Origin of the sequence: Amycolatopsis sp. H20-H5, assembly GCF_035828755.1 — a bacterium.
Taxonomy (GTDB): Bacteria; Actinomycetota; Actinomycetes; order Mycobacteriales; family Pseudonocardiaceae; genus Amycolatopsis.
In genome coordinates this window covers 57,669-83,477 of the sequence record NZ_JAYMZS010000003.1, presented here as the reverse complement: position 1 = coordinate 83,477, position 25,809 = coordinate 57,669, and the positions used below count along the sequence as shown (strand labels likewise).

Below are 25,809 nucleotides of genomic sequence, written 5' to 3'. Positions count from 1 at the left end.
CCGGAGCGTAGTCCATCGGTTGAGTTCCGACACATCGATGGAGTTTTCTCCATCGATGTGTAATCCTCCATCAATGCCGAACGCTTCGCTGGGAAACGCCTACAGGCGGCTGTGGACCGCCGCGGGGTTGTCGAGCCTGGCGGACGGGAGCCTGAAGGTGGCGCTGCCGCTGGTGGCCGTCGGGTTCACCCGGTCCCCGGCGTTGATCGCCGGGCTGGGGTTCGCCTTCACGCTGCCGTGGCTGCTGTTCGCACTCCCGGTGGGCGCGCTGGTCGACCGGCTGGACCGGCGCCGGGCGATGCTCGGGGCGAATATCGCCAGGGCCTCGCTGGTCGCCGTGCTGGTGCTCTGGGTGCTGCTCGGCACCGGGTCGATCTGGGCCCTCTACGGCATCGCGATCTGTGTCGGCGTTGCGGAGACGATCTACGACACCTCGGCGCAGTCGATCGTCCCGCAGATCGTGCGGCGCGATCGGCTGCCGCGGGCCAACGGGCGGCTGTACGCGGCGGAGCTGATGGCCAGCGAGTTCGCCGGGCCGCCGCTGGCCGGTTTCCTGGTCTCCGCGGGGGTTGCCCTCGCTTTCGCGGTGCCCGTGGCGCTGTGGGTGGTCGCGGTGGTGGGGCTGCTGCTCGTGCGCGGCTCGTTCCGGGTCGAGCGGGACCGTCGCACCACGCTGCGTTCCGAAATCGTGGAGGGACTGCGTTTCCTTTGGCACAACAGGCTTTTGCGGATCTTCGCGATGATGGGCGGGGTGTTCAACTTCGCCAGCAGTGCGACGCTGACGGTCTTCGTGCTGTACGCCGTCGGGCCCGCGTCCGCGATGGGGTTGTCGGAAGCGGCTTTCGGTGTCCTGCTGACCATGTTCGCCGCGGGGAGTTTGTGCGGCTCGTTCGTCGCGGAGCGCGTCGAGCGGCGGCTCGGCAGGGCCCGGACCCTGGCGCTGTCCTTCGGGTGCGGGGTGCTGCCGTTCGGGATCCCCGCGCTGACCGCGAATCCGATCCTGATCGGTGCGGTGTTCTTCGTCGGCGGGGCCGGGATCATCGTGTCGAACGTCGTGGTGGTTTCGCTGCGGCAGCGGATCACCCCCGACCGGCTGCTCGGCAGGCTCAGCAGCGCGTTCCGCCTGGTCTCCTGGGGCACCAGGCCGCTGGGAGCCGCCGCGGGCGGCCTGCTGGCGCAGCTTTTCGGGCTGCGGGCGATGTTCGCCGTCATGGGGGTGCTGGCGCTCGCCGTGCTCGCCGGCCTGCGAGGGGTGACCGACGAGGTCATGTCCGCCGCCGAGCGGGACGCCGACCGCGTCAGCGAGGGAAGAACGAGCGCGGGGTGAGGCCGGTCAGCTCGCGGCAGTCCCGGCTGAGGTGGGCCTGGTCGGCGTACCCCGCCGCCGCGGCGAGCGAGGCGAGGCCAGGGGTGCGCGGGGCCAGCGCGATCGCGCGCTGCAGGCGGGCGACGCGCAGGTACGTCGCCGGGCCGTACCCGACGGCCTGGGTGAACCGCCGTCGCAGCTGCCGCTCGCTCACCGCGAGCTGTCCCATCGCCGCCCGCACGCGCGGCGCCCCGTTGTGGAGCCGCGCGAGCAGTTCGGCCACCGCCCGATCCGGCTCGGCGCCGGGATCCCAATGCTCGACCACCAGGTCCGTCAGGGAAACAGCCCCGGCCAGCAGCCGCTCTTCTTGGTGCCTTCCCCAGAGATCCCGCAGCGGCACTCGCTCGTCCCGCAGCTCGTCGGCCGCGACGCCCAGCACGCGCGACGCCTGCCCCGGCACGAACCGGAGCCCGCGCTGGACGACGCCGGGCCCGGCCACCGAGGTCCAGGCGGCCGTGTCCGGCCCGGCGACGAACACCTCGCCCGCGCCTGCCACCAGGTCCAGGCAGCCGTCGGGGACTATTCGCTTCGGGGCGTCCTCCACCGAGCGCCACCGGCAGCGCACGACGGACCGCAACCCGGCGGGGGCGGCGGTCTCGGTGTACATGGCGACATCATGCCCGCGTGGTCCGACAGAACGGGAAAGATCAGGTGAGCAGCTGCTCGAGTCCGATGTGTACGGACGGTGATCGGCTCGGCGCACTGGGCGGAACGTACTGACCTGCGCTTACTGGTCCAGGGCACCCAAAAGGGTGAATGTTGGATATCTTGGCCGGAGCGGCTAACGCGGAGTCACGTTTTGGCGAGAAGTAGTCGACGTACTCGACGGGAGTGCGCTCGAACGAGAGAAGAACTCTCCTATGAGTGTTCCGACCGCGACCCCATCGGCGACGGCATCCGGCCGGGGTGCCACTGGTGGCTTGAAGTCCCTGGGCAGCGTTGTGGTCGTGTTCGGCGTCTTCGCGGTCGCGGTCACCGTGGCGATGTACGTCATGCCCAAGACGTCCCGGCCGCAGGCGGCCCACAGCGCGCCCGCCGGGCAGTCGCCGCTGGCCGAGCCGGTCTCCCAAGTGGCCAAGATGGTCAGCCACGACGTCGCCTACCGGCTCGTCGGGGACGCGGGCGCGCACAACGTCACCTACGTGGCCCAGGGCTCGGACCTCGTGCAGCAGACCGAGGTGACCACGCCGTGGTCGGTGGCCTTCAGGGGCAGTCAAGACGGCGGTCACCGCTCGGTGGGGCACGATCACCTCCGTGACCGACGCTGCGATCGCCTTCGGGCCGGTGCTGTTCGTGGTGCTGGCCGTGCTCACCCTGTTCGGCGCCGCCGTGGTGCACTTCGGCAGGCTGGGACAGGGCCGCGCGGTGGTGCTGGCCGCGGTGCGCGCGGTCGCGCAGCTGGCCGCGGTGTCGCTGGTGATCACCGCGATCCTGCGATCGGGCTGGCTGACCGGGCTGTTCGTGCTGGTCATGTTCTCGATCGCGGCTCTCACCTCCGCCCGGCGGATCGGGGTGGCGGTGCGGGCGCACTGGGTCGCGCTGGCGCTCGGGGCCGGTGTCGTGCCCGTGCTCGGGCTGGTGCTCGCCGCCGGGGTCGTGCCGTGGAAGCCGATCGCCGTGGTGCCGATCGCGGGCATCGTCATCGGCGGCGCGATGAGCGCGAACTCGCAGGCCTCGCGGCGCGCGCTGGACGAGCTGAAGGCCCGCAACGGCGAGTACGAGGCGGCACTCGCGCTCGGCTTCCTGCCCAGGCCCGCCGCGCTGGAGATCTGCCGCCCGTCGGCGGGCCAGGCGCTCATCCCGGCGCTGGACCAGACCCGGACGGTCGGGTTGGTGACGTTGCCGGGCGCCTACGTCGGCGTGCTGCTCGGCGGCGCCGGCCCGCTGCAGGCCGGGGTGACCCAGGTGCTGGTGCTGATCGGCCTGCTCGCCGCCGAGTCCGTCTCGGTGCTGGTCGCGGTGCAGCTGGTGGCTTCCGGCCGGATCAGCCGAAGTGGACCTGCCCCGCGGTGGACCTGGCGAAAGCGCCCTTCACCAGGCCAGACCTCGTGAAGAGACGTACCTCAGCCGAACGGGTTCTCCAGGTGGGAGGTGTCGTTGAAGCGGCGGATGGTCCAGCTGTCGCCGAGCACCACCAGGTGTGAGATCGAGCCGTTGTCAGCGCCGAGGAACGCGAAGGGCTGCCCGGCGCTCGCCTGCGCGAACACCTCGCCGATCACTCCGCCGTGGGTGAACGCCGCCACTCGCTGATCGGGGTGCGCGGCCGCGATCCGGCTGATCGCCGCGCGCACGCGGGCGGCGAAGTCCTCGTTGGCCTCCGCGCCGGGGATGACGTCCCAGCGCTGCTTCTCGAACAGCTGCTGGGCGATCGGGTGCCCTTCGGCGGTGTGCTTGCGGAACAGTCCGCCCTCCCAGTCGCCGAGGTGGATCTCCCGCAGGCCGGGCTCGACCTCGGGGGTGAGGCCGAGCTTCGCGGCGAGCGGGGCGGCGGTCTGGACCGTACGGCGCAACGTCGTCACGTAGAGCGCCTCGAGCCGCTCGCCTGCCAGCCGGGCGCCCACGCGCTCGGCGTGGTCGCGGCCCTCGACGGCGAGGTCGGGGTCGGCCTGGCCGTCCACCATCGGGAACGGCGTGCTTTCCCGCGCGGGGGCGGACTCGCCGTGGCGGACGAGGAAGATCTCGGTGGCGCCGGGGAGCGGGGAGAACCGGTGCTGCCGGTACTCGATCTCCTTTGCTGGGGTGCTCATGCCCCTGAAACTACCTGCCTCACCCGAGCTGTTTGTCGACGAAGCACCAACGCCAGGTTTCGCCGGGTTCGTAGCTGCGCATCACCGGGTGCAGGCTGTCGTGGAAGTGCCGCGTCGAGTGCTGCTTCGGCGACGAGTCACAGCAGGCGACGTGCCCGCACTTGAGGCACATCCGCAGGTGGACCCACGTCGAGCCCTCGTCGACGCACTCCTGGCAGCTGTCCTTCGCGCTCGGTTCGGTCTCGGGCCAGTCCTTGTCGAGGTGCTTGCAGGAGCGGGCCGTCGCCGCCGGGGTGCGCAGCTCGCGGTCGACGGAGGGCAGGTCCTGCTCGTCGCGGTCGAGCATCGACTCCTCGATGTCGAGCCGTTCCAGGATGCGGCGCAGCACGTCGTCGTCGGCCGTTCCGTGGTCGCGCGCCTTGAGGAACTTCGCGCGTTCGACCTCCATCAGCTGCAGCCGCAGCCGCCGGTAGGCGTCGCTCGGCGTCTCCTGCAACGCGCTTTGCCTGCCGAGCTGCTCCCAAGCCGAGTCCGCGCGGTGCTGCAGCCTGTCCCGCAGCCGCTCGATCACCTCGGGCGGGTCCTCTGGCCGTTTGATCTCCTCGAGTTTGGCCAGGGCCAGGCGCGTCATGTCGTTGAGCACCGCCGCCTCCTGCAGGGCGTCCTCCGCCGGGTCGGGCGCCGGCAGTTTCAGGCGCCGCACCAGCAGCGGCAACGTCGTCCCGTGCAAGCCGAGGGTGCCCGCCACGACGACGAACGCGATCAGCACGAGCACCGCGCGTTGCGGGGTGTCCGCCGGGAGCACGAACGCGGCGGCCAGCGTGACCACCCCGCGCATCCCCGCCCAGGAAATCACCGCCGAGTACGACCACGGCCAGCTGCGCTGCCCGAGAAGCCGTTTGGTCAGCCCGATGCCCGCCATCCAGAGGATGCGCGTCATGATCGTCGCGGCGAGCACGGCCGCGCAGATCCCGGCGAGGGTGAAGAAGCCCAGTCCGCTGCGGCCGACCTCTTCGAGGATCCGGCGCACCTGCAGCCCGATCAGCAGGAAGACCATGTTCTCCAGCAGGAACTGGATGGTCTGCCAGTTCAGCCTGCTGGCCAGCCGGGACGCGCCCGAGAGCATGCTCGGCGCCTTGTGCCCGAGGATCAGCCCGGAGATGACCACCGCCAGCACCCCGGAACCGTGGATCGCCTCCGCCGGGATGTAGGCGATGAACGGCACCACGAGCGACAGGGCGGTGTCGGTCGCGGGTTCGTCCAGCTTGGTCCGGATCATCGCGCAGGCGAACCCGACGATCAGCCCGATCGCGATCCCGCCGCCCGCGGCCAGCAGGAAGTCGCCGCCCGCCTCCCAGACGCTCACCGAGCCCGCGATGGCGGCGACTGCCGTCTTCAGCGCGACCAGTGCGGCCGCGTCGTTGAACAGGCTCTCGCCCTCCAGCAGCCGGACCACCTTGCGCGGCAGGCCGACTCGGCGGGCCACCGCGGTGGCGGCGACGGCGTCCGGGGGAGCGACGACCGCGCCGATCGCGATACCGGCGGCCAGTGACAGCCCGGGGACGACCAGCCAGGCGACCAGGCCCACGCCGAACGTGGTGAAGATGACCAGGCCGACCGACAGCAGCGCGATCGGGCCACGGATGCGCCGGAAGTCGATCAGTGAGGTCCGGATCGCCGTCGCGTAGAGCAGTGGCGGGAGCAGACCGAGCAGGACGACTTCGGGGTCGAGCTGGTATTCGGGGACGCCGGGGACGTACGAAGCGCCGACGCCGACGACGATCAGGCAGAGCGGGGCCGACAGGTCGAGCCGCCGCGCCACCGCGGTCACCAGGAGGACCGCCACCACCAGTGCCACTATCTCCGCCGCTATGTGCACGGGCCCATCATCACCCGCCGCGCCGCGGCATGGTTCGAGGGGCCGTTCTTCTGGTTCAATCAGAACCGCACAAGGAGGGACGCCGCCATTCCTTGCGTGGCCCTGTCGAGAACCGTCGAGTTCCACGGAGGATTTACCTGGCAACGCAGAAGGCGCGGCCCCGGCGTGCCCGGATACTGGGAGGACTCGCCGTCGTACGGGTGGCGGCACTGCTCCCGGCCACCGGTGTCGGCGGCGAGCCCGCCGATCCCGTTCAGCAGTGTCGTCCCCGTCGCGACGCCCGTGAGCGGCGTGACGTACACCCTCGCCGCTGGGGTGGGGATCGCCGACACCGGCGTCACCGGTGTCGGCGACTACCTGGCTGCCATCCTGCGCAGGTCCACCGGCTACACGATCCCGGTCCACGCGCCCGGAACCGGCGCGGCGGGGATCGCGCTGCTGCTGTCCGGCGCGCCGCCGAGTGCGGGGGAGCAGGGCTACCAGCTCGACATCACCGCTTCCGGCGTCACGATCCGCGCGCTGAAGGCCGCCGGGCTGTTCGCCGGGGTCCAGACGTTGCTTCGGCTGCTGCCCCCGGGGACGGTGTCGGGCGGGCAGATCGTCGACCACCCGAGCTTCGGGTTCCGCAGCGCGATGCTCGACGTCGCCCGGCACTTCTTCACCGTCGACCAGGTGAAGCGGTACCTCGACCAGCTCGCCCGGTACAAGATCAACACCTTCCACCTGCACCTGGCCGATGATCAGGGCTGGCGGATCATGATCAACGGCTGGGAACGGATGGCGACCTACGGCGGCAGCACGCAGGTCGGCGGCGGCGCGGGCGGCTACTACACGCAGGCGCAGTACGCCGACATCGTCGCCTACGCGCAGCAGCGGTACATCACGGTGATCCCGGAGATCGACCTGCCGGGCCACACCAACGCGGCGCTCGCGTCGTACGCGCAGCTAAACTGTGACGGCAAGGCTCCGGCCTTGTACACCGGCACGGACGTAGGCTTCAGTACACTGTGTACGTCCAAAGAGGTCACCTACCAGTTCCTCGACGCGGTGATCGGGCAGCTCGCCGCACTGACCCCCGGCCCGTACCTGCACCTCGGCGGGGACGAGGCGCAGTCGACGAAACCGGCCGACTACGAGACGTTCATGAACCGCGTCCAGCAGATCACCGCCTCGCACGGCAAGAGCGCGATCGGCTGGCACGAGATCGTCAACGCGACCCCGCTCGCCTCGACCGTAGCCCAGTTCTGGGACACCACCACGAGCGACAGTGCGGTGGCCGCGGCGGCGAAGAACGGCGCGAAGATCGTGTTCTCGCCCGCCAATCACGCCTATCTCGACATGAAGTACAACAGCAGTACCACCCTCGGCCAGGACTGGGCGGGCCTCACCGAGGTGAGGAAGTCCTACGACTGGAACCCGGGCGCCTACCTCAGCGGGGTCCCCGAGTCCGCGGTGCTCGGCGTCGATGCTCCACTGTGGACGGAGACGCTGAGGACGAGTGCGGACCTCGAGTACCTGGCGTTCCCGCGCCTGTCCGCGATCGCCGAACTCGGCTGGTCGCCGCAGAGCACGCACGACTGGACGGCGTTCGGCAAGCGGCTCGCGGCCCAGGGTCCATTGTGGAAGCTGCTCGGCATCAACTACTACAAGTCCTCGCAGGTGCCCTGGCCCGCGGGTTCGTAGTTGTCGGGGCGGGCTCTGGGAAGGCCGGGTGGTGGTCTTCCCGGAGCCCGCTTTGTGGCGCCGAAAGGGTTCGGCGGCGGCTTCCATCAGTTGCAGCCGCGTGTCGACCGGCACCGGGTCGTTGCTCCTGCTCAAGATCGAACTCCCTGTCATGGAGCAACCTCGAAACTCTGCCAGAAAGTCTGACGCACAAGACTCCCTGCCCAGAGGGGTGGCTGTTCCGCTAGCGATGTCGAGGACTTCCGGGAGAACGTCGGGTGAACCTCTACTGTTCAGGATCTTTTGGTGAGGACGGGTGGCCGCGGCGACGGCCCGTACGTGCAGGGGCGAGCGATGGTCCGTGAGGTGTCGCCGGATAGCGAGTGTTAGTCGCGGGACGACCGGGGGCGGCTCGCTTGCGGTCGCCCAGCGGGATGCGTTCGTTCGTTTTCGTTGTTGTGTAGGGGATTCTGGTGCCGGAAAAAAGGTGGCTAGTCGTACCTGAACGGGTGGTGATTCGAACAGATGTTCGGGTAGAGTGAGGGTGTGAGTGTTGATGAGATGATGCCGGTGTGGCAGCTTTCCGATGGGGAGTTGACTGCTGGGCTTCTTGCTGTCGAGCGGGATTTGTGTCGTGTGTATGCGCGGATGCTGGATCTCGTCGGCGACATCGACAAGCGCGGTTTGTGTGTGGAGAAGGGTTTCCGTGATACGGCGACGATGTTGGCGTTGTCGTTGCGGGTGTCGAAGAGGGAAGCTTCCGCTCGTGTTGCTCAGGCTACTGCGGTGCTTCCGTTGATGCGGAAGGCGTTGGAGTCCGGCGAGATCAACCGGGAACACGCCCACGAGATCGAACACGTCCTCTCGCAGGCTCCGGACTCAGTGTCGGTGGAGGAGGTCGCGGCGCACGAGGCCACCCTGGTCGAGTTGTCGCAGCAGGCGATCCCCGCCACCGTCCGGAAGGTCGGGCGGCGGGTGCTGGGGTACTGGGATGTGCTGGACAAGAAGCCGGAGGATCGTGAGCGGGACCTGTCCCGTCCCCACCGCGAGTTTCGCTACTCGTTCACGCGGGATGGGCGGATGAAGTACTCCGGCGAGTTTGATCCTGAGGCCGGGCATTTCGCCGAGAACATGCTGATTCCGTTGGCGAAGCCTGACCCGGTCGATGCGTTCGGTAACCGGGATCCGCGGACGGCGGCGCAGCGCCACGGTGACGCGCTGGCGGCGATCTTCGACCTCGCCGCCCGCTCCCCCGACCTGCCCGTCAAGGCCGGTGAACGGGCCGTCGTGACGGTGACGATCGGACTGGAGGAGCTGGAACGCCGCGCAGGCATAGTCATGCTCGACGGATACGGTGCGTTGAGTGTGAGTCAGGTGCGGCGGATGTGCTGCGACGCGAAAGCCGTACCGGCAGTACTGAACGGTGCGAGTGAAGTCCTCGACCTGGGCCGCGCGGTGCGGACGGCGACTCCGGCGCAACGCCGGGCGTTGATCATTCGGGATCGTGGGTGTACCGGTCCGGGGTGTTCACGAGGCCCGAAATGGGCAACGCCACACCACATTGTGTATTGGAGTGACCCTGGTGGTGTTGGGGGTCCGACGGATATCGTCAATCTCGGGCTCGCCTGCGAGAGGCATCACCACCTACTCCACCATGGCGGGTGGGATATGCGGTTGCGTAACGGAATCATCGAATGGATCCCGCCTGGGTGGCTGGACCCGGAGCGAAGACCCATCCGCAACACCGCACACGACCCACCCCGGACCCCCGGTCGCTGAGATCGAAAGGGAGTCGGGGCAACGGCGTCGTCGACGCCCATGATCGCCCTTTATCCGCGACGCTTAACCTGGGCAGGTGAAGACCATGGCCGAGATCGGCGACGGCGTGCTACGGGGCGTCGAACGCGACGGTGTCCGGAGGTTCCTTGGCGTGCCGTACGCCGCGCCGCCGGTGGGCGGGCTGCGGTTCCGTGCACCGCGTCCGCCCGCCTCCTGGACGGGGGTGCGGGACGCCGGGAAGCTCGCAGCCAAGGCCCCGCAGCCGGAGATCAGCGGGCACGGATACGTCGGCGACGAGGATTGCCTCTACCTCAACGTTTACGCTCCCGCGACGCCCGGCCCGCATCCGGTGCTGGTGTGGATCCACGGCGGGGGTGGCGTGATGGGCTCGCCGCACCAGTTCAACCCGGAGCGGTTCGCCGAGCACGGGGTTGTCGTGGTGACCCTCGCGTACCGGCTCGGGGTGCTCGGCATGCTTTACCTGCCCGGCGTCGCCGACGACAACGTCTCGGTGCTGGACCAGGTCGCGGCGCTGCGCTGGGTGCGCGGCAACGTGGCCGCGTTCGGCGGCGATTCGGCGCGGGTGACCCTGGCCGGGCAGTCCAACGGCGGCCGCACGGTCGGGACGCTGCTCACGGTTCCCGCCGCGAAGGGACTCTTCGCGCAGGCTGTGGTGCAGAGCGGTACAGGAGTCGGGTCTGTCGTCCACACTCCTGAGGAGGCGACCCGCGTCGCGGCCGCTGTGCTGAGCGAGCTGGACGTCGCTCCGGACGGGCTTGCGGACCTGCCGGTGAAGCGGATTCTCGAGGCGCAGCAACGGGTCGCGAGGGCGTCCGGCACGCTCGTCACCTACCGGGTGGTGCTCGACGGCGACGTGCTCCCGCAGCGTCCTGGCGACGCGGTGGCCGCGGGAGTCGCGGCGGGGATCCCGCTGCTGATCGGCACCACGGCCGACGAGCAGGACCTGTTCACCATGCTGCAGAGTGGCGGCGCCAACCTGCTCGGCACCGGTTCGACCATGCTCGACACCGCGGCGACCGAGAAGGCGACGGCCGCGTACCGCGAACTGCTCCCGGACTGGCCCGCGCAGCAGGTCCGGGACCACGCGCTGACCGCGGGGGACTGGTGGCTCCCGGCGATCCGGTTCGCCGAAGCGCAGCACGCGGCGGGCGGCGACGTCTGGATGTACCGGCTGGACTGGCGGATCAACCCGCGCGGCCGCGGCATGGGCGCCCCGCACGGGCTCGACCTGCTGCTGATGTTCGACGACCTGGACAACCCGAACTGGCGCTTCCTGTTCGCCGCCGTCAAACCGGACCGCGCGCGGCTGCAGGCGATGGCGACCGAGATGCACTCGGCGTGGGTCCGGTTCGTCACCACGGGCGACCCCGGCTGGGCGCCATACGACCCGCCCGCCCGCACGACCATGCTCTTCGACGACGTCAGCACGGTGGTCGACGATCCCGCCCAGCCAGAGCGCCTCCTCTGGCGCTGAGCCCTCGGGTCCCTGGTGTCATGAAAGGGTCTTTCAGGACACTTTTTGCCCTGAAAGACCCTTTCATGACACCAGGCGTTACAAGGTGATCCGGTCCAGATTCGGGCCGCCGTTGGCTGTGGTGGCGACGGTCTTGATCTTGTTCACCCCCGCCACGAGGTTCACGCGGACCGTCTTGGTCGCCCAGGTGGTCCAGTCACCCGTTCCGGCGAACGCCTGGCCCGCCGAGACGACCGTGCCGTTGACCGAGATGTCCATCGGCCGGTTCGCCGTCGTCCCGTTGGCGTACCGCAGCACCACGTCGGCCGCACCCGCACCGGCCGCGTTCACCGTGAACTCGACCGAGCTGCCGACCGTGTTGTCGTAGTTGACGAACCCGGTGCCGCTGTACCCGGCGTGGTTGGACTCGACGACGCCCTGGCCGATGACGCCGTTCTCCGCCTCGTAGTCCACCGGTGTGCCACTGCCGCCGGTGGTGCTCACGGTCAGCTGGTTGCTCGGTCCGGACGGGTTGCCCGCCGCGTCGCGCGCCCGGACCGTGAACGTGTACGCCGTGCCCGCGGTGAGCCCGGAAGCCGTCGCCGTCGTGCCGGTGACACTGCTCGACGCCGCGCCGTTGGCGGTGACGTCGTAACCCGCCACGCCGACGTTGTCGGTCGAGGCGTCCCAGGCCAGCGACACGCTGTTCGCCGTGACGCCGGTGCTGCGCAGGTTCGACGGTACCGACGGCGGCTGCTGGTCGCCGCTGTCACCACCGGCCGGGACGGTCTGTGTCCCGGTGTTCCACCCGGACACCCGCACGGACGGCGAAGCGCCCTTGAGGTCGGCCGTGCGGTACGTCGCGGTGAGCGTGGTCGACTCGCCCGGCCACAGGCTGACCGCGTTGTCGTTCCACTGGATCGGCAGGACCGGCGCGCCGTTCGCGCCGACCACGTGCGTGTCGACGTAGAACGCCGGGACCTTGCCGGTCGAGTTGTTCTTCAACGTGACCGTGGTGGTCGTGTTGCCTTCGGCCGAGCTGGTCGAGCCGGCGATGGTGCCGACGTTGACCTGGGCCAGGTTGGTGAGTCCGGACAGGTCGCCGTAGCTGGTCGTCGGCACGTAGTACCAGTCGTTGTTGGCCCAGTCCATCGTGTCGGACTTGGTGGACAGCCAGTAGACGTTGCGGCTGACCTCCTTGCCGGACGAGTCGGTGAGCACCAGTTTCGCCAGGTACGTCGTGGACAGCCCGGAGACCGACGGAATGGTCACCGCGGTGGTCTTCGCACCGTCACCCGCGATCGTCACACCGGTCTTGGTCTGGGTGAACTTCTGCGTGCCGTCGGTGCTGAACAGCTTCACCGTGGCGGTGAGGCCGCTCGCGGTGTCGTGATTGGAGTTCACCACGACCACGGACTTGTTGTCGTACGAGTACTGGATGTGCAGCGGCTCGTTGGCCTTCTTCGCGCCGTAGTACGCGCCGTTCTGGTCCAGGTAGGTGTCGAACAGCTGCCAGTGCAACGAAGTCCAGCCGCTGTTGAGCATCCAGTAGATCAGCCCGGTCGACGGGTTCGAGCTGTCGGAGTAGTTCCTGGCGTGCGACTCGAACTCCGCCCGCACGTTCTCGTACTGCGCCAGCTGCGCCTTGCGGACGTAGTCGGCGAGGTTCGACGGCGCGCCGTAACGGCCGGAAAGGGCCTCGCCGTAGATCTTCAGGTTCGAGAATGTGTCCGAAGAGGACCGGTGGTACTGCGTTGCCGAAGGGCTCTTCCACAGCGTGTCGAGCTCGCTTGCGGACATCATCCGCTGGAGCGTGTCCATGGTCGGGATGTCCGGGCCCGCACTGGTCTCCGAGTTGAAGTTCCACGCGCCGCCGCTGACGTCGTGTGCCTTGTCGTACCAGTAGTTCGGCGGGACCCAGTCGTACGGGCCGTTCATCTTCATGCCGGACTTGCCCAGCTGTGGCGAGGACTTCGCCGAAGCCGCCGAGATCACCGGGGCGGGCCAGTCGGCGGCGTTCAGCGCGTCGAGGTAGCCCTTCTCGATGGTCGCGTCGGGCGCGAAGTCACTGCCTATGTGGAACGAGATGACGCTCGGGTGGTTGCGCAGGCGCTCGGCCTCGCCGGTCATCGACGCCTTCGCGATCGGGTAGTCCGCTGCTGTCCACGGGTCACCCTTCTCGCTGCCGTTGACCTGGCCCTCCCACTTGTCGCAGCATTCCCAGCCGGGCATCGTCAGGATGCCGTACTGGTCGGCGAGATCGAAGAACTCGTCGGGCTCGATGTGCCCTTCCAGGCGCACGGTGTTCAGCCCGAGGTCCTTGACGTACTTCAGCTTGTCGGACACGTACTTCTGTTCCCACCGAAGGAAAAGGTCGGGGGACCAGCCGCCGCCGCGGATCAGCAGCGGGCGTCCGTTGATGCTGTACTGCCGCCCGCCGCTGGAGTTCAGCGGCGCCTTGATGTCCCGCACGCCGAACTTCGTGTGTGACACGTCCGAAGCGGCACCGGACACCGAAGCGGTGAGATCGAGGTTGTAGAGCGACTGCCCGCCCATCCCGGCGGGCCACCAGACGTTCGGGTTGTCGACGCCGACCGAGCCGAAGGTGACGGTCTTCTTCTCCTTGGCCGCCAGCGAAACGGTCTGGCTGATCGGGGTGCCCGCCACCGTGCCCGACACGGTCGCGGACACCGCGCTCGCCGAGTCGTTGCGGACGTCGGCCTTGACCGTGAGGTCCGCGTGGTTCAGCGACGGCAGCGCGAGTTTCGTGACCACGTGCGCCCCGCGCAGCGCGACCGCGCCGCTGCGGCGCACGAGCACGTCCCGCACGATGCCCATGTTCTGGTCCGGCGGGGTCTGCGCCCAGTCGATCCAGCCCATGGAGAGGTCCTTCTCCGGGTTGTTCGGGTAGACCTTGAACGCCACACTGTTGGCGCCCGCGTGCACCTGCGCGGTGACGTCGAGGTCGTGGCGGGTGTAGGCGCCGTTGACCTCGTCCTTCGTCGCGACTCGCGTGCCGTTCACCCAGACGTCGGCCTTCGACAGCACGCCGCTGAAGTCGAGGTAGGTGCGTGACGCGGTGTCGTCGACGGTGAGGTCGGTGCGGTACCACCAGGGGACCGTGAAGTCCGCCTTCGGGACGTTCTTCATCCGGTCGGAGTAGAAGGGGTCCGGGTACTTGTTGTTCTGCAGCAGGCCCGCGTACACGGTGGAGCGCGAAGAAACGGGGTACCAGCCGGTGGTCGGGAAGCCGGGCTTGGAGACCGCGGAGTCGTCACTCACCCCCGCCGAGGTCTGGATGAGGTAGCCGGGGATCGGGGTGGCCGTGCCCGCCGCGTCGGTGACGGACAGCGAGGCGTGGGCCGATTCCTGACCGGTGGCCGCAGGACCGCCCGCCACCGCGCAGACCGCGGCGGCGAGCGCCGTGGTGGTCAGGAGCCGGAGGGGGATCCGGGATCTTCTCTGCCGAAAACTCACGAGCGCGCCTCCTCGGGCACACGGCGGCGGGGAACCTGGCTGATTGTTAAGCAACTTTCCTAACAATTACGGGATAGTAGCCGCCTCGCCGTCGCGGGGACAGTCCTCGGCAGGCCTTGTGTCCGATTGGACGTGACACGAGTATCTCATTAGCTAAGATAATGAATATCTGAGAGATATACCTGGGGGAGGAAGACGATGAAGAAGGCATTGGTCATCGGTGGCGGGGTCGCCGGGCCGGTCGTGGCGATGGCGCTGAGACAGGTGGGCATGGAGGCGGTCGTCCACGAGGCGTACGCGGTCGCCGCGCACGGTGTGGGCTCCGGGCTGGCCCTGTCGACGAACGGGCTCTCGGCGTTGCAGCAGCTCGACGCGCACAAAGCGGTGCGGGAGGTGGGCTACCCGCTGGACAGAGGCGTCATGCACCTTGGCGACGGCAGGCTGCTGGGCGGTGATGCCACTGGCACGCCGTTGTCCGACGGCACCACCACGGTCAGCCTGCGGCGCGCCGACCTCTACGCCGCGCTCACCGCGCAGGCGCTCGACAGGGGTGTCCGGATCGAGTACGGCAAGCGCCTGGTCGGCGTCAGTCACCAGCGCGATCAGGTGACGGCCGAGTTCGCTGACGGCACCCGGGCGAGCTCGACGCGATCGGTGGCGAGGAGTGGAAACGACGGCTTGTCAAGCTTTTCTCCGCTGACAGCTCGCCCGCCGCTCGCGCGATCGAGGGGTCTCCTGCCCGCTACGAGTGGATCACGATGCACCAGATGGCCGCGCCGCGGCGGTGGTCCCGCGACCGCATGGTGCTCATCGGTGACGCCGCGCACGTGACCTCCTGAGCTCGGGGCAAGGCGCCGGGCTGGCGATCGAGGACGCCGTCGAGCTCGCTCGCTGCCTGCGCGACTTCTCCGACGTAGATTCCGCTTTCCTGGCCTACCAGCGGCTTCGGGAGTCGAGGGTGAAGAAGGTCCATGACGGCGCGCGGCAGATCAACCGCGGCAAGAGCGCCACCGGGGTGTCCAGGATGCTGCGGGACGCGCTGATGCCGGCGATGATGAAGAGGTTCGCCAAACCCGGCACGCTCGACTGGCTCTACGGCCATCGCATCGATTTCGACGCTCAAGTGAATCCGCGTCTCGGCGTGCGCTGAGACGCGGGGCGCGCGTTCGGGCTTCCGCGACGAGGCGGAAGCCCGAACGGCTGGCAAGGGCGGGCGGAAAGAGCGCAGAGCGGGTTCCGAGAGGCGGCCGGAACCCGCTGTTCTCGATCCCGTCCACCTTTTGTGGTGCGGATCGTGGTGACTGCCGGCAATTCCTGATTCGACAGGTCTTCGTCGAATTGTTTGTAGTATTTCGTGGGCCTGTAGTGGACACCTCGTCGGCGAGGGCAACGAAACGGGCCATCGGAAATGGCGAATCGAATTCAGGTGATCGGCGCGGCGGGCGTGCTAAAAAGTATCCAAAAGGGCACGGACGGTCAACCGCCCAGACGGGTGAGCGAATTCGAGAAACCACGTCTCCTCCTTTTGCCGGGGAAAGTTACGGCAAAAGACGGCTCGTGTTTGTCAGCCGAGGGCTTCCACGTACAGCCACTGTCCGTCTTCGCGGACGAAACTGCTGTTCTCGTGCATGTGGTCCGGCTGCCCCTGATGGACGTAGTGCGCCCGGAACTCGACCGTGCCCTCGGTGTGCAACAGCCCGCCGCCGGTCCTGCCGAGGATCTCGAGCCGGGTCCACCGCTGCTCGTCGCCGAGCCACAACGTCCGCGGGCGAGTGCTCGAATGCCAGGTGCGCAGCAGATAGCCGGTGTCGGCCACGGCGAACGCGCAGAACCGCGACCGCATCAGCAGCTCCGCCGTCGGTGCCGTCTTGGCGCCCTCGTGGAATCGGCCGCAGCAATCCGCGTAGAGCTCACCGAGGCCACAGGGGCAGTTCTTCGCGCGCATGGGCCCGATTCTGTCAGCCCGCCCGTGTCCCGCGCCGGTCAGCCCGGTTGCTCGCCGTCGACGAGCGCGTCGATCCGGGACAGCAGGTCCCGTTCGGCGGCGGCCGGTGCGCCGGTGATCGTGACGCCCGCGTCGGTCAGCATGGCGAGATCCAGCGTCCAGAACGACCGGGATCGCTCCTCCCACCGGGCGAACGCGGCGTGCACGTGGTCCTCCACTGTGGACTCCGGCAGTCCGGTCACCGTCATCAGGTGGGACAGCGCCTGCTCCAGTAGGCCGTTGACCTGCGCGAGACCCAGGTGGGTGACCTGGTGGCAGTCGGTGCACAGGCAGATCAGCCGTCGAAGCGACTGCACGAGGTTCGCGGCGTCGTAGGCCCAGCGTTCGTGCACTTCCAACCACCGGTGCTCCTCGCGCGCCTCCTCCCGCCCGCAGACCTCGCAGCGCCCGCCCGCGCGGCGGATCACCATACGCCGCAGGCGTTCCCAGTCGCGCTGGTCCACACAGGAGCGGACGTTGGTGAACCAACAGGAGCGCGGGACCAGGTCGACGAACAAGCCGGAGCCGAACGCGCGGTCCTCGCCCGGCAGCAGGTCCGGAACCTCGGGTAGCGCCGCCCAGCGCTGGAGATCCTTCCCGCGTGAGCCCGGCGCGTACCAGCGCTTCGCCCGCGGATCCCATCGGGCGCCGAGGGCCTTCGCCTCGTCCTTGTCCGAGTACGGGACGTCCAGCCAACCGCGTTCGCCGCCCATGCCACCTCTCCGTGCGTCGCTCCCAGCGTATCGGGTGCCTGTGTTCAGGGCGGCGGGAACTCGTCGGCGACGTCGGCCGCGTCGTCCAGTGCCGCGTTGTCCGGCTGCCCACCGGCGGGCGCGGCTTCGGCGATCACGACCAGGGAGCCGTCCTGGCGGGAGTCGTAGTGGTGGCCGTCGAACCGGATCTCGGCCAGTCCCAGCGCGGCGGCCCCGAGCGGCGAGACGTTGCCGGTGCCGTCGGTGTCGGTCAGCCGCTTCAGCCGCGCGGCGTCGTCGGCCGTGGCCATCCGCACCCAGGCGATCGACACCACGACGGTGTTGCCGCCGCCGTCGCCGATGGCCAGCACCATCCGGTCCAGCTTGCGGCAAGGCGTCCGCACGAAGAACCGCTGGACCTCGCCGAACGAGCGCGTCGAGCACAGCAGTTCCCGCTTGAGTGCCTTTTTGACGACCTTGAGTCCCATCCGCTGCCAGGCCGCGTCCCGCTGACCTTTCCGGGCGGCGTCCTTGCCCGAGGACTTGCCGGAGGATTTGCCGTGACTGCCGGAGCTCGTGGCCGAGTCGGCCGTCGAGGCTGCACCGCCGAGCCCGCCACCCCCGGCGATCGCGACCACCCCGACGGTGGCCACCGCCGCGACCCCCACGCCGGATTTCTTCCATCGCCCCTTGTCGTCGCGCGGTTGATCCACCATCGGTTACCCGTCCCTCCCCGTCCGGACCGTTGATCCTGCTCGCACTCGCCGTCAAAAGGACGAGCCAGCGGCAAAATCCCCCCGAACAGCGGAGCCTGCGCCGCCCTCCACGGGCTGGGAGCGGGAATAGGTCTCCGGCCCCGTTGTTGGCACCCGGGACAGGGCAGGCCGGGCACGGGAAGGAAACGACGATGAGCACGGATCTCCAAGGTGCGGCGGACACGACGCGGTTCGTCGGCGCGTGGCGGGAGTGGAAGGCCAAGCGAGAGCGTGACCTCGCCGAGCCGTACGGCTGGCTGGCGCTGGTTTCGCTGGACTGGCTCGAGGACTCACCGCGGACGTACCCGGGGCTGCCCGGCCTCTGGTGGCAGGACCAGGACGCCGCCCACGTCGACACCCAGGGTGCCGAGCTGAAGCACGACGGTGAGCCGTTCACCGGGGTGCGGCGGATCGAGCTGGTCAACAGCGGCGCCGGAACGCGGGTCTCGGCGGGCGGGGTCGAGATCGAGATCGCTCGCCGCGGGGGGTACCTCATCCGGGTGCACGACCCGGCGGCCCCGGTCCTGCGGGACTTCCACGGCGTGCCCGCGTACGAACCTCGCCCCGAATGGGTGCTGACCGGGCGGTTCGAGCCGTTCGACGAGCCGCGGCCCACCACCGTCGGCGCAGTCGTCGAGGGACTGAGCCACGTCTACGTCGCGCCCGGGGTGGTGCGGTTCGAGCACGACGGCGCCGAGCACACGCTCACCGCGTTCAACGGCAAGGACGGCGGGCTGAGCGTCCTGTTCACCGACGCCACCAGCGGGGTCACCACCTACGCGGCGAACCGGTCGCTCCCGGTGCCCGCCGCGGCCGCCGACGGCACGGTCGTGCTGGACTTCACCCGCGCGGCCAACCTGCCCTGCGCGTTCACCGACTACGCCACCTGCCCGCTGCCGCCCGCGGGCAACCGCCTGCCGTTCGCCGTCGAGGCGGGGGAGAAGCTGCCCTACGAACGGGGCGCGGACGGCCGGTGACGCTGCGCCCGGGAAGGGCCCGCAAGCGCCCAGCACGTCGAACCAGCGGAAAGACAATGATCTGTCCGCTATTTGTCCAGCAAATGTCAGTGAAATAAACGATCATTAAAAAGCCTTCGATATCCGATTGTTATCGGCGTGGTCCATCCGGGTTCAAGGTGCTGACATCGGGAGACGGCCACGCGTAGGCTCCCGCCCTGTGTTTGTCCGGACCGCAGCCGGGGGGAGGTTGTGTGCTCGATGTGCTGAATCACCAGGGCCGGTTCGCGACGGCCTACGTCCGGGCGCTGGCCGCGGCCGCCGGGCTGCTCGTGTACGGCTATGACCTGGAAAACGATGGGATCGACCTGGGCCTGCGGTTGCCGGGGAAAGGTGGCGGGGTGGCGTCGCCCGGCGTCGAGGTGCAGGTCAGGACATGGTCGAGGGTCAGCGCCACACCGCGTGGCGCGGAATGGCATTTCGCCGGTCTGGACGAGGTCAACTTCAATCGTCTCGCCGGGGCCGATTTCACTGTTCCCCGGTTTCTGGTAATGGTCCGGACACCGCCGGAAAGCGGTGGCTACGTCACGTTCGAAACCGAGGGAATGCTGCTTCGGCACCTCGCCTACTACCACTCGCTGCGGGACGAACCGCTGATCGAGACGCCGGATCCCCGACGGCGGCGGACGCTGCGCGTCCCGACGTCGAACGTGCTCACCGCGCAGAGCCTGCTGAACCTGATCCACCCCGTGGAACTGCTGGCCAGGAGCACCGCGTGACCGACCGGCCGGGCGTCGCGGGCATCACCGGCTACCTGCGCGACAACGGCTGGCAGCGGCAGCCCTACCACTGGCGCGGCGCCGCGATCTGGTCGCTGGGCGACGGAGAGGTGCTCGTGCCCGCCCGTGACGGCATGGGCGACGGCGAGCTGCGCGTGCGCGAGATCGTGGACGTGCTCGCCGCGGTCGAACAGCGGTCGCGCGAGGAGATCGTCCACGACCTCACCATGCCGCCTGCCGACACGCAGTGGTTCAGGGTCTTCCCGGTCGGGCTGCCGTCCGGTTTCGCCACGCTGCGACAGGGACTCCAGGTGCTGCAAGGCGTCGAAGGCGCTTTGCGCGCGGTCACCCGTTCGGTGGTGGAAGGTCCTCGGCTGTCCTTCCGCGGCGAAGCGCCGCTGGCTGTCGAACGGCTGTTGTCCCAGGTCCAGCTGGGTCCGGCGCGGGCAGGGAGTTACGTGCTGCCGGTCCGGGTCCCGCTCGGCGAGACCGCTGACGGCGACGAGCTGCCGCTGGGCCGGAAGGTGACCGCCGGGCTGCAGGCGGCGGTGTCGGCGCTCGGCGAGGCGCCGGAGCTGCCCGACGTCGGCGACCTGCTCGCCGCGGGCATCTCGGCCGACCTCTGCAAGTCGCTCGCCGAGCTCGGCGGGGACGAGGGGCAGTCGGCCTTCGAGGTCCGCTTCCGCTGGGCGAACGGCTCGGCGTCGCCGAAACCCGAGGCCACATACCGTTTTCCGGAGGGCGCAGGGGCGGTCATCCGCACCACGGCCGAGCAGCTGCGTCAGCTCGGCGAGGCCGACACCGTGACCGTGACCGGACTCGTGCGGAGCCTGCGGCAGGACCTGTCCCGTGACGACGACTGGTCGATCGAGGTCCGTGGCGACCTGCCCGCCGCGGGCGGCGGGCGCCGGACCGTCTGGGTGCGGCTGCCCGGTCGCGCCGCCTACGAGGCCGCGATCGCCGCCCAGCGCGAGGGCAGGCCGGTCCGGGCGCGGGGCGAGCTGGCGGGCCGCGGCCGCCGGACCGAACTGGTCGCCGGCGCCGACGGGTTCGAGGTCCTGGCTGGCTGACCTCTTTTTCCACGGACCACACGGACACGAGCAAGGGATTGGGAGTAGCGGAAATGGCGGAGAACACACTGGGGGTCGCGCAGCGCGCGGCACTGCTCGCCCTGATGCTGGAGGGGCAGGAGGTGTCGAACCCCGAGCTGAAGGACAAGCGGAACTTCACGATCACCGGGCCGGTCCGGCGCGCCCTCAACGAGCAGAAGCTGGTCACCAGCCGCCTGCACGGGAGGTCTTACCGGCACGCGCTCACCGGCCTCGGCTGGAAGCGCTGTGTCGAGGAATTCTCCGCGACCCCGCCCGCAGGCTCGCGGTTGCTGGACCGCGGGCTCCACGAGGCGCTGGCCGCTTTCGCCGCGTTCGTCTTGCGCCAGGGGTTCGAGATCGCCGACGTCTTCAAGGTCACCGCTCCATTGCCGCCCGACCTGGAAGGCCGCATCCGCGCCGCCTACGAGGAGCTGGCGGAGCGGCCGAAGGCGTGGGTGAGCCTGACCGACTTGCGTCCGCTGCTCGACGGGTCACCGCGGGTCGAGGTCGACGAGGTCCTGCTCCGGCTCGACGGCACCCCGGAGGTCACGATCATCCCGGAGGCCAACCGGAAGACCCTCACCGCGAAGGACCACGCCGCGGCGATCACCATCGGTGGCGAGCAAAACCACCTGATCTCGATGGACGGTTCATGACCGAGCAACAGCGCGAGGCACTGGCGGAACTGCGGCTCGACACCACGCTCACCCAGGAGAACGTCTGGAACTCGACGCAGGCCCACGTCGCCGGTCTGCACCTCGAGGCGCAGCGCGTGCTGACCAGGAGCCTGAAGGACGCGCGGGACAGCACCGGCTCCAGCCCGACCGGCGTGGTGCTCAACGGCCGCAGCGGTGCGGGCAAGACGCATCTGCTCGGCTGGTTCCGCCAGCAGGTGCGCCGGGAGGGTGGCTACTTCTTCCTCAGCAATCTCAACGACAGCGCGGGATTCTGGCCGAAGATGGTGGAAACCCTGCAGAGCGGCCTCGCCCAGGACGGCGAGGACGGGCTCAGCCAGCTCGACACCTTCCTGCGCAGGCTCGCGACCGCGACGGGCCTGTCACCCGCGCTCACTGACGCCGTCACCGGCGTGGTGCGGCTGACGCCGGACACATTGGACGAGCTGGTCGGCGCGATCAAACGCCTCGACCGGCGGGTCGGCACGGAGTGCCAGGACGCGGCGCGGGCACTCGCGCTGACCGCCTCGCCGAACGTCAGGGACGCGAACGTGGGCGCCGACTATCTGACCTCCTCCGACGAGATGGCGCCAGGCGACCGGGCCAAATGGGGCTTTCGCGCCCAGCCGCACGAGCCCCGCCGGGTGGTGGCCGACGTCTCGAAGCTGCTCGCGCTGACCGGTCCGAGCATCATCGCGGTCGACCAGATCGACACCCTGGTCACCTTGTCGACCAAGGCGACCACGGCGATCAGCGGCTCTTCGGACAGCGACACCGTCGACCAGCGGATAGCGCTGATCTCCGACGGGCTCATGTTGCTGCGGGAGGAAACCCGCCGGACGGTGACCGTGGTCGCCTGTCTCCCGCAGTCCTGGGACCTGATCAAGCACAAGGCGGTCAACTCCGTTCCCGACCGGTTCACCGAAACCCCGCCGCTGTCCCGCATCCCGGAGGCCCGGATCGGCCAGGAGCTGGTCGAGGCCTGGCTCGCCAGGACCTACGACAGGATCGGCTTCGAGCCGCCGTACCCGACCTGGCCGGTGATCCCGTCGGCGTTCGACGACGTCAAGCAGCTCACCCCGCGCGCGCTGCTCAACCGGATCGGCAAGCACGTCGACACCTGCCTGCGCGGCGGGGAGGTGCGGGAGCTGGCGAGCTTCACCGAGGACGCGGTCGAGGCGCTGCCGTTGTCGGGCGAGCTTTCCGGCCAGCTGTCGCTGCCCTCCGGCGAGGACCTCGACCGGTTCGACGCCCGGTTCGAGGAGCTGAAACTGGCCGCCGACGCCACCGCGCCGCTCGACCCGGCCGAGGAGAACGGCCTGATGCCGCTGTTGCTGTCCGCCGGGCTCACCGCGTGGATCGCGGAACACGGTCCGGCACTGAGCTGGTCGGTGGACCCTCCCCAGGTCGGCAAGGTCGCCCCGCTGCACGCGCGGCTGCGGCAGACCATCGACGAGGAGCTGGAGGACGAGGAGCACTGGTCGTTCCGCGCGGTCGGCAATCCCAACGGCACCGCTGCCGCCAGCAGGCTCAAGAAAGCGGTCGAAGCCTCGGGTTGCCGGCTCGGCGTGACGGGCCGCAGGCTGGTGCTGATCCGGAACATCCCGTGGTCCAAGGGGGTCGCCACCCGAAAGCGTCTCGACGACGTCGAGGCGGCCGGTGGCTGTTCCGTGCCGATCACCGAAGACGACCTCAGGACGTTCAGCGCGCTGCGGCAGATGTTCGAGGAACACCGGCCCGGGCTCTACGACTGGCTCGACGACCGGCGGCCCGCCAGCGGGACCGAGCTGTTCACCACCGTCCTACCCCGCCCGGTCGTCGAAGCACCGGAAGCCGTGGTGGCGCGGGAGGTGCCCGAGCCGGTGGTGGAGCCGCAGCCGGACGAGGTCCCCATGGTGCCGATCGGGGTGCTCGTCGCGGACGGCGCGAGCGTGCGGGTCAAGCTCGAGTCGCTGCGCAAGCACGTCGTGGTCTTCGCCGGGCCGGGCTCGGGGAAGACGGTGCTGCTGCGCCGGATCGTCGAGGAGAGCGCGCTGCTGGGCGTGTCGTCCATCGTGCTCGACATGAACAACGACCTCGCCCTGCTCGGCGATCCCTGGCCCGAGCCGTCGGATCTCTGGTTCGACGGGGACGAGGTCAAGGCCAGGAAGTACCTGAGCGACACCGACGTCGTGATCTGGACGCCGGGACGGGCGAACGGCCGCCCGCTCACCTTCCCGCCACTGCCCGACTTCGCCGGCGCCTCGGACGACGCCGACGAGTTCGAGTTCGCCGTCAGCGCGGCGGTCGCCTCGCTCACCCCGAGCGCGGGGGTCGGCGGCAACAGCAGGAAGGCGAAACTCGGCCGGGCGGTGCTGAAGGAGACGGTGACCTACTTCGGCAGGTCGGGCGGCCGGAGCCTGGACGCGCTCATCGGCGTCCTCACCGATCTGCCGGACGGGGTGTGCGAGCTCTCCGGCGCTGCCATGTTCGCGGCCGAGATCGCGGAATCGCTCCGGGCGGCCAGGATCAACGACCCGTTCCTGCGTGAGACGGACCACCCGGTCGATCCCGGGATGCTGCTCACCCCGCCGCCGGACAAGACGGCCCGGGTGTCGGTCATCAGCCTCGACGGGCTGCCCTCGATGAAGGAGAAGCAGGGCTTCGTCAACCAGTTGCAGATGGAGCTGTTCGCCTGGGTCAAGCGGCATCCGGCGCGGGATCGCCCGCTCGGCGGCCTGCTGGTGATGGACGAGGCGCACGAACTCGCCCCGTCGGCCGGGAGCACGCCGAGCACGGAGAGCAGCATCCGGCTGGCCACCCAGGCCAGGAAGTACGGCCTCGGGCTGGTCCTCGCGACCCAGTCGCCGAAGGCGGTCCACAACCGCATCTCGGGGAGCGCGACCACCCAGTTCTTCGGGCTGCTGAGCCATTCGACGCATATCGACGCGGCGCGGAACCTGGCCCGCAACAAGGGCAGGGACCTCTACGACCTCGGGCGGATGCCGCCGGGGGAGTTCTACGTCACCGGTGAGGGTATCGCGTTCCAGAAGGTCCGCGTCCCGATGTCGCTGAGTCATCACCCGCGTGGCCCGCTGACCACCGAGGAGGTGCTCGACCGAGCGCGGCGGACCTGACCACGCCTGACCACGTCTGACGTCGGAAATTCATACGATGGTGGCTGTTTTTGGTGCAGGCTTCACCCTAACGTGTGCGTGAAAAGCGCGCTGTGTCAACGATAACGATCTTCGATCGTGGGCGTGCGGACGTTGGGGAGAGGAATCGCCCGTGCCCGTCGCCCGTCGTAACCCCTGGAAACCGCTGGCCTTGCTGGTGGTCACGATCGCCGCGGTGGCGTTCGTCCTGCAAGCCCCGAGCACTGCCACCGCCGCGTCGCCGATCACGGTCGCCCAGGCGATCGGCCAGCAGAACGGCGCGGCGGCCACTGTCCGCGGTTACGTCGTGGGGCAGCCGACCGCGACCAGCACGGTCGTCCGGTCGAACTTCCCCGGCGACACCGCCCTCGCCCTCGCGGACACCGCGGCCGAGACCAGCATCAGCCGGATGGTCTACGTCCAGGTGACCGCGGCGTTCCGCGCCGCGTACGGCCTGAAGAGCAATCCGTCGCTGATGGGCCGCCAGCTCGACGTCACCGGACCGCTCGGTGCCTACTTCGCGCACGCGGGCCTCACCTCGCCGACGGCGTTCACCCCGGCGTCGGGCACGCCGACCAGCACCCCGCCGCCCACGACCACCACCGCGCCGCCGACCACGCCGCCGACCACCACGCCGCCAACTACGACGCCCGCGCCCGGCGACTACTACGGCCCGGCGGCGGGCAAGACCGGCGCCGCGCTCAAGACCGCGCTGCACCAGATCATCAGCACCAACAGCAAGATCACCTACGACCAGGTCTGGGACGCGCTGAAGGTCACCGACCAGGATCCGAACAACGCCGCCGACGTGCTGCTGTTCTACACCGGCGTCTCGCAGAGCAAGACCTCCAACGGCGGCGGGGTGAACGACTGGAACCGCGAGCACGTCTGGGCGAAGTCGCACGGCGACTTCGGCACCGCGACCGGGCCCGGCACCGACCTGCACCACCTGCGCCCCGCCAACGTGACGGTGAACGGGGAGCGCGGCAACAAGGACTTCGACAACGGCGGCACCGCGGTCGCGGACGCGCCCGGCAGCTACACCGACGCCGACTCCTGGGAGCCGTCCAACGCCTACAAGGGTGACGTCGCGCGGATGATCTTCTACATGGCCGTGCGCTACGAGGGTGGCGACGGCTTCCCCGACCTCGAGGTCGACGACAAGGTCAACAACGGCTCCGCGCCCTACATCGGCCGCCTGTCGGTGCTGCGCCAGTGGAACGCCCAGGACCCGCCGGACGCCTTCGAACAGCACCGCAACCAGGTGATCTACGACGTCTACCAGCACAACCGCAACCCGTTCATCGACCGTCCCGACTGGGTTAACTCGATCTGGAACTGAAGCGGCGCTACCACCCGG

The 25,809-nt window shown here is 69.3% G+C and carries 20 protein-coding genes; 13 read left to right on the top strand and 7 right to left on the bottom strand.

Going from position 1 to position 25,809, the window contains the following annotated elements; translation table 11 throughout:
- The first annotated feature begins 73 nt into the window (after positions 1 to 73).
- Positions 74 to 1,327: an MFS transporter gene (locus tag QMK34_RS02305; protein WP_326410848.1), complete on the top strand. Its 1,254-nt coding sequence runs from the start codon at positions 74 to 76 to the stop codon at positions 1,325 to 1,327.
- Here the strand turns inward: QMK34_RS02305 and QMK34_RS02300 are convergent.
- On the bottom strand, positions 1,299 to 1,973 hold the full coding sequence (locus QMK34_RS02300) for a helix-turn-helix domain-containing protein (RefSeq protein ID WP_326410846.1): 675 nt from the start codon (positions 1,971 to 1,973) through the stop codon (positions 1,299 to 1,301). The genes QMK34_RS02305 and QMK34_RS02300 overlap by 29 nt on opposite strands.
- A 647-nt stretch (positions 1,974 to 2,620) precedes the next feature.
- Here QMK34_RS02300 and QMK34_RS02295 point away from each other — a divergent pair.
- Complete coding sequence (locus QMK34_RS02295) at positions 2,621 to 3,418, top strand: ABC transporter permease (RefSeq protein WP_326410844.1); 798 nt, start codon at positions 2,621 to 2,623, stop codon at positions 3,416 to 3,418.
- 11 nt (positions 3,419 to 3,429) lie between these two features.
- Here QMK34_RS02295 and QMK34_RS02290 read toward each other — a convergent pair whose 3' ends face one another.
- A complete protein-coding gene (locus QMK34_RS02290) occupies positions 3,430 to 4,113 on the bottom strand; it encodes a histidine phosphatase family protein (RefSeq protein ID WP_326410841.1) in 684 nt (227 codons plus the stop codon).
- A gap of 19 nt (positions 4,114 to 4,132) precedes the next feature.
- On the bottom strand, positions 4,133 to 5,992 hold the full coding sequence (locus tag QMK34_RS02285; RefSeq protein ID WP_326410839.1) for a Na+/H+ antiporter: 1,860 nt from the start codon (positions 5,990 to 5,992) through the stop codon (positions 4,133 to 4,135).
- A 165-nt stretch (positions 5,993 to 6,157) separates the two neighbouring features.
- Between QMK34_RS02285 and QMK34_RS02280 the strand changes: the two genes are divergently transcribed.
- The 3 genes from QMK34_RS02280 to QMK34_RS02270 all read left to right on the top strand — a co-directional run bounded on the left by QMK34_RS02280 (position 6,158) and on the right by QMK34_RS02270 (position 10,928).
- The gene (locus QMK34_RS02280) at positions 6,158 to 7,675 is read left to right on the top strand and encodes a family 20 glycosylhydrolase (protein WP_326410836.1); all 1,518 of its coding nucleotides are present in this window, start codon (positions 6,158 to 6,160) and stop codon (positions 7,673 to 7,675) included.
- Positions 7,676 to 8,200: 525 nt separating this feature from the next.
- On the top strand, positions 8,201 to 9,433 hold the full coding sequence (locus QMK34_RS02275; RefSeq protein WP_326410834.1) for an HNH endonuclease signature motif containing protein: 1,233 nt from the start codon (positions 8,201 to 8,203) through the stop codon (positions 9,431 to 9,433).
- A gap of 85 nt (positions 9,434 to 9,518) precedes the next feature.
- Positions 9,519 to 10,928: a carboxylesterase/lipase family protein gene (locus QMK34_RS02270; RefSeq protein WP_326411068.1), complete on the top strand. Its 1,410-nt coding sequence runs from the start codon at positions 9,519 to 9,521 to the stop codon at positions 10,926 to 10,928.
- Between the two features lie 78 nt (positions 10,929 to 11,006).
- Here QMK34_RS02270 and QMK34_RS02265 read toward each other — a convergent pair whose 3' ends face one another.
- Positions 11,007 to 14,384 carry a glycosyl hydrolase 2 galactose-binding domain-containing protein gene (locus QMK34_RS02265; protein WP_326410830.1) on the bottom strand — a complete coding sequence of 1,126 codons (3,378 nt, stop codon included), beginning with the start codon at positions 14,382 to 14,384 and terminating at the stop codon, positions 11,007 to 11,009.
- A gap of 198 nt (positions 14,385 to 14,582) precedes the next feature.
- Between QMK34_RS02265 and QMK34_RS02260 the strand changes: the two genes are divergently transcribed.
- On the top strand, positions 14,583 to 15,215 hold the full coding sequence (locus tag QMK34_RS02260; RefSeq protein ID WP_326410827.1) for an FAD-dependent oxidoreductase: 633 nt from the start codon (positions 14,583 to 14,585) through the stop codon (positions 15,213 to 15,215).
- Between the two features lie 127 nt (positions 15,216 to 15,342).
- The gene (locus QMK34_RS02255) at positions 15,343 to 15,534 is read left to right on the top strand and encodes a hypothetical protein (protein WP_326410825.1); all 192 of its coding nucleotides are present in this window, start codon (positions 15,343 to 15,345) and stop codon (positions 15,532 to 15,534) included.
- 414 nt (positions 15,535 to 15,948) lie between these two features.
- Here QMK34_RS02255 and QMK34_RS02250 read toward each other — a convergent pair whose 3' ends face one another.
- The 3 genes from QMK34_RS02250 to QMK34_RS02240 are packed head-to-tail and all read right to left on the bottom strand — an operon-like array spanning position 15,949 to position 17,776.
- Entirely contained in the window at positions 15,949 to 16,329 is a 381-nt protein-coding gene (locus tag QMK34_RS02250; RefSeq protein WP_326410823.1) for a YchJ family protein, read from the bottom strand.
- A gap of 38 nt (positions 16,330 to 16,367) precedes the next feature.
- The gene (locus tag QMK34_RS02245) at positions 16,368 to 17,081 is read right to left on the bottom strand and encodes a DUF5710 domain-containing protein (protein ID WP_326410821.1); all 714 of its coding nucleotides are present in this window, start codon (positions 17,079 to 17,081) and stop codon (positions 16,368 to 16,370) included.
- A gap of 44 nt (positions 17,082 to 17,125) precedes the next feature.
- The gene (locus QMK34_RS02240; RefSeq protein WP_326410819.1) at positions 17,126 to 17,776 is read right to left on the bottom strand and encodes a hypothetical protein; all 651 of its coding nucleotides are present in this window, start codon (positions 17,774 to 17,776) and stop codon (positions 17,126 to 17,128) included.
- Positions 17,777 to 17,967: 191 nt separating this feature from the next.
- On the opposite strand from QMK34_RS02240, the gene QMK34_RS02235 reads away from it, so the two are divergent.
- From QMK34_RS02235 to QMK34_RS02210, 6 genes are all read left to right on the top strand, one after another.
- Positions 17,968 to 18,792, top strand: a complete 825-nt coding sequence (locus QMK34_RS02235) for a DUF1684 domain-containing protein (protein ID WP_326410817.1) — start codon at positions 17,968 to 17,970, stop codon at positions 18,790 to 18,792.
- Positions 18,793 to 19,025: 233 nt separating this feature from the next.
- Positions 19,026 to 19,550 (top strand): DUF4365 domain-containing protein, encoded by a 525-nt coding sequence (locus QMK34_RS02230; protein ID WP_326410815.1) that lies wholly within the window; start codon positions 19,026 to 19,028, stop codon positions 19,548 to 19,550.
- Positions 19,547 to 20,620 carry a hypothetical protein gene (locus QMK34_RS02225; protein WP_326410813.1) on the top strand — a complete coding sequence of 358 codons (1,074 nt, stop codon included), beginning with the start codon at positions 19,547 to 19,549 and terminating at the stop codon, positions 20,618 to 20,620. Before QMK34_RS02230 ends, QMK34_RS02225 begins: the two co-directional genes overlap by 4 nt.
- 53 nt (positions 20,621 to 20,673) lie before the next feature.
- The gene (locus QMK34_RS02220) at positions 20,674 to 21,297 is read left to right on the top strand and encodes a hypothetical protein (RefSeq protein WP_326410811.1); all 624 of its coding nucleotides are present in this window, start codon (positions 20,674 to 20,676) and stop codon (positions 21,295 to 21,297) included.
- Positions 21,294 to 24,431: a helicase HerA domain-containing protein gene (locus tag QMK34_RS02215; RefSeq protein ID WP_326410808.1), complete on the top strand. Its 3,138-nt coding sequence runs from the start codon at positions 21,294 to 21,296 to the stop codon at positions 24,429 to 24,431. Before QMK34_RS02220 ends, QMK34_RS02215 begins: the two co-directional genes overlap by 4 nt.
- Before the next feature lie 151 nt (positions 24,432 to 24,582).
- On the top strand, positions 24,583 to 25,791 hold the full coding sequence (locus QMK34_RS02210) for an endonuclease (RefSeq protein WP_326410806.1): 1,209 nt from the start codon (positions 24,583 to 24,585) through the stop codon (positions 25,789 to 25,791).
- Positions 25,792 to 25,809 lie beyond the last annotated feature (18 nt).